Origin of the sequence: Halomonas sp. 3F2F (genome assembly GCF_014897805.1) — a bacterium.
Lineage (GTDB): Bacteria > Pseudomonadota > Gammaproteobacteria > Pseudomonadales > Halomonadaceae > Vreelandella.
Genome location: NZ_JABUZE010000069.1, coordinates 1 through 3,710 on the forward strand (window position 1 = coordinate 1; position 3,710 = coordinate 3,710).

The following is a 3,710-nucleotide window of genomic DNA, read 5'->3' on the forward strand; positions in this document are numbered from 1 at the left end:
TGCTTAAGCGCAGCCATTTGGACAACTGGGTTGAAAATCACCGGTTCTTCCCTTCGCCGTGATCGCTTAACGCCAAGTAATTTTCATCGTCACCAAAGTGCACCCATTTACGCGGTTTGCCATACCACTCGCCATGGCCTTCATCCCGCACCCGCCAGTGTGGAAAAACTGCCCGGTAAAAATCCAGCATGGCATCCATATCAGTAACCACCAGATTAACGTGTTCTAAGTACATAAGAGACTCCTTGCGTTAAGTGAGATGCCAGGGTAAAACCTCAACTTAAGTTGAGGTAAAGTGGTTTGTGGAAAAAATGGCAAAAAAATATGAGGTGAGTAATGGCAGAAGCAATTTGGAGTGTTGGCAAGGTTGCCAAGCGCTGCGGCATTAAAGTAAGCACCTTGCACTTTTACGAGCAGCAAGGGCTGATCCACAGCTGGCGTAATGCGGGCAATCAGCGGCGTTATAAACCAGAAGTACTAAGGCGAATTTCGGTGATAAAAGCAGCACAGAGAGTTGGCGTCAGCCTGGAGGAAATAAAGCAGGCCTTTGAATCATTACCGAATAACCGCACGCCAACAGTTGAAGACTGGCAGCTGCTTTCAAAAAACTGGCAGCAGATGCTTGATGGCCGAATTGCTTACCTGCAAAAACTGCGCGATAACCTAGCGGGATGTATAGGCTGTGGTTGCCTGAGCATGACTAGTTGCCCGCTCTATAACCCCGACGACAAACTGGCTAAATCAGGTAGCGGCCCTGTACTTCTCGATCAGGCAGAGCAAAAAGCCAGAGCCCGATAAGAACCAAACGCTGGTTCCTTAAAATAGCCCTTAAAATAGTCCTTAAAATAGTCCTTAAAATAGTCCTTAAAATAGCTCTTCAAATAGCCCTCAATAGTAGCCCTTACATCTTAATCTACACGAATGAACCACTTGGGTTTGATACGCCCAAAGTCTCGACGGATATTGGTTTTCAAGGCTTTCTTGGAATCCAGAACGACAGCATCCCACTCAGTTCTAACAAATACCACCCAATGCCAGAATGGCCTGCCTTGCTCCGTGCGCCACTTGATCGCCAATAGTGCCTTATCTGGAAGAGTCGCCCAGGTGTCGAATGGCGTCTCTGTTGGCGCAGCCGTGATACCCAAAGCACACAATAGCCTACGGACATATTCGGTATCTGACCAAAGCGCTGTGTCTTCGGCATAAATACCCAAAGCATTAGCTGTCGCTTTGGCCTGCACGTAGGTAATGCCCGCAAGCGCGGCGCATGCAGCAATCCCACAGCCGGATATTTCTTCTTGAATAACAGGGTTCATTGAGTCTTCCAGTTAGTACAGAACTGTATGAAGTGGTACGAGGGGAAAAATAGCGGGGAGTCGCTACCCTCGAACTGCCGAGCATGCACGTCAAAGCCATTAAGATTATAATCACTGGCTAGGCCAGACCCACCCTATTATCGAACTCTAAGCCTCGGGCGTATTACTGTGAGCATCCCCCATCGAAGTGAAAAAAGCCAAACTAGGCCTGTTCGCAAAGGCCTGCACCCGAGGAATCGACACAACCAAGGCTATGACTTCCCGGCTCTCGTAACAGGCCACCCAGCACTAGCCTCCCATGTAAAACCGAACGCGCATGGCGACCTTTCCATTGATTTCGCAGACCCATTGGCAGTAAAAACGCTCAACGCTGCGTTATTAAACCGGTACTACAACATTGTCGATTGGGATATTCCAGAGGGCGCGCTTTGCCCGCCAATCCCAGGCAGAGCTGACTATATCCATTACATGGCTGACTTGCTGGAGATTGGGCCTGAGCTAGAACAGCGCAGTATCAAGCTGCTCGACATAGGGACTGGAGCAAATGGAATCTACCCAATACTGGCTTGCCAAATTTACGGCTGGCAGTGTGTTGGTAGCGACATTAATCCTCAGTCGCTTGAGAATGTAGCCACGATTATCGCCAACAACCCCACACTCAAAGAACGCTTCACGCTGCGCACACAGCACGACAAAAACCACATTTTTGATGGAATCATTCAAACTGGTGAATTCTTTGACGTCAGCGTATGCAACCCACCCTTCCATGCCTCGCTTGATGAAGCACTTAAAGGTAGCCGGCTTAAACTCAAGAATCTCGCTCGTAGTCGCGGTGAGCAAAAGGTAAAAAACCAATCCACCACCCTAAATTTTGGCGGATTGGGAGCAGAGCTTTGGTGTAAGGGAGGCGAACAGCTGTTTCTTAAAAAGCTCATAAGAGAAAGCAAGGTGTATTCAACTCAATGCCGCTGGTTTACTAGCTTGGTTTCCAAAGCAGACAATGTTAAACCTGCCAAGAAGTTGATTGGTAAGCTTGGTGCAGTTGATATACGGGAAATAGAGATGAAGCAGGGAAATAAGATTACGAGGGTATTGGCCTGGACATTCATCTGAGCCGCGCAGGCGATTTATGCTTGCAGGCAGCCTGCGGTAGTCGGCACTCGACCGGGATTATCACCCGCTATCCAGTCCTCAATAGGAAAAAGGTCAAACAGACCAACCTTCACAAGCGTTGGAACGGCAAGTTCAAGCTCTTTTTCTACTTGGCCTCGCTCGCCAGCGTTATAAAGATTAATGTTATATAGCATCGTTGCAACCGTTCCCGTCTGAACCTTACTGCCATCTTTGAGATGAACCGAAGGAAGAACTTCCCTACCGCTAACGACTTTCTGATTTACAGCGGCCAACTGCTCCGTATGTTCAACACTTTTTTTCATTAGCACTCTCCTTTTTTCAAGCGGCTCTACTTTTAAACAGCTCAGCTTTCTCGCAGCAGCACAGCGGGTAGTCGATCAGTATTACACTGATCGAGAAGTGGCTGAAGCCATGAATGCCGGATATTCGAGCATGGATAAATGGGTGCGAGTGCGTCAACTACGCCAAGAGCGTGATGATCAAACCCTTAAACAACGCCCATGACACCCACGGCGGCACATTGTTTGATATTAAAAACATCAACCCCAAATTATGGAGATTCTTTATTAAAGCCAGAATTATCTTTCATTATACCATGGGTCTATATCAATACCTCCGTCACATGTGATTTCAGCTCGATAATATCCTGAGTCCGTCTCAAAACTTTGTAATATCAAATCTCCTGAGTCTCCGTCAATATACTCGAAACCTTCTTGCATACGGAACCCACTCATTGTAAAAACTTGTGGAAAATCATTATGAAAACCATCAATAGTACTTTTAATTTCCTCATACGAAAGATTATTGCAACCCGTGCCGGTACTGCTATATTTCATAAACAAGGCATAAGCTAACATCAGCAACCCTACAGCCAGCACCATTAACATAAAAAAATATATTAAAAATTTAAAATATTTCATAAAAAATCGAACACCTCGTATTATTTAACTCATAGCCTCGCCTCAAAATTCTAAGAGACTGACCCATAAGTATCAATTGCACAATTATCATAACCGAAGAAATCACCTATTGCTCAAAATACATTAGTTTCTGCTTCACAAGAAGGATAACAAACACCTTTATTTCGATGATGGCCTAGTTTAGTTAAAACATGATTTAGTACAAAAGAAGCCGTTTTATAAGCAATGCCTTGCTTTTTTGTGGGGTTAACGATCCGGACAATGTCATAAATATGACCTCCAAACCAAGCGTTGCGAAGTAAGCGTTCATCCTACGACGTAGTTGACCTACTTCACGTCA

At 45.8% G+C, this 3,710-nt stretch carries 5 protein-coding genes and 1 pseudogene; 2 read left to right on the forward strand and 4 right to left on the reverse strand.

The window, feature by feature from the left end:
• Positions 1-40: 40 nt before the first annotated feature.
• Positions 41-235: pseudogene (locus tag INT21_RS08410) on the reverse strand (VOC family protein); the annotation flags it as partial.
• A gap of 101 nt (positions 236-336) precedes the next feature.
• On the opposite strand from INT21_RS08410, the gene soxR reads away from it, so the two are divergent.
• The gene (gene soxR / locus INT21_RS08415) at positions 337-798 is read left to right on the forward strand and encodes a redox-sensitive transcriptional activator SoxR (RefSeq protein ID WP_193085065.1); all 462 of its coding nucleotides are present in this window, start codon (positions 337-339) and stop codon (positions 796-798) included.
• 110 nt (positions 799-908) lie between these two features.
• On the opposite strand, the gene INT21_RS08420 is transcribed toward soxR, so the two are convergent.
• Positions 909-1,316 carry a hypothetical protein gene (locus INT21_RS08420; RefSeq protein ID WP_193068169.1) on the reverse strand — a complete coding sequence of 136 codons (408 nt, stop codon included), beginning with the start codon at positions 1,314-1,316 and terminating at the stop codon, positions 909-911.
• A 168-nt stretch (positions 1,317-1,484) separates the two neighbouring features.
• On the opposite strand from INT21_RS08420, the gene rlmF reads away from it, so the two are divergent.
• Positions 1,485-2,429 carry a 23S rRNA (adenine(1618)-N(6))-methyltransferase RlmF gene (gene rlmF / locus INT21_RS08425; RefSeq protein WP_193068170.1) on the forward strand — a complete coding sequence of 315 codons (945 nt, stop codon included), beginning with the start codon at positions 1,485-1,487 and terminating at the stop codon, positions 2,427-2,429.
• 14 nt (positions 2,430-2,443) lie between these two features.
• On the opposite strand, the gene INT21_RS08430 is transcribed toward rlmF, so the two are convergent.
• Complete coding sequence (locus tag INT21_RS08430; RefSeq protein WP_193068171.1) at positions 2,444-2,752, reverse strand: DUF7709 family protein; 309 nt, start codon at positions 2,750-2,752, stop codon at positions 2,444-2,446.
• A 276-nt stretch (positions 2,753-3,028) separates the two neighbouring features.
• Positions 3,029-3,370 (reverse strand): hypothetical protein, encoded by a 342-nt coding sequence (locus INT21_RS08435; protein WP_193085066.1) that lies wholly within the window; start codon positions 3,368-3,370, stop codon positions 3,029-3,031.
• Positions 3,371-3,710 lie beyond the last annotated feature (340 nt).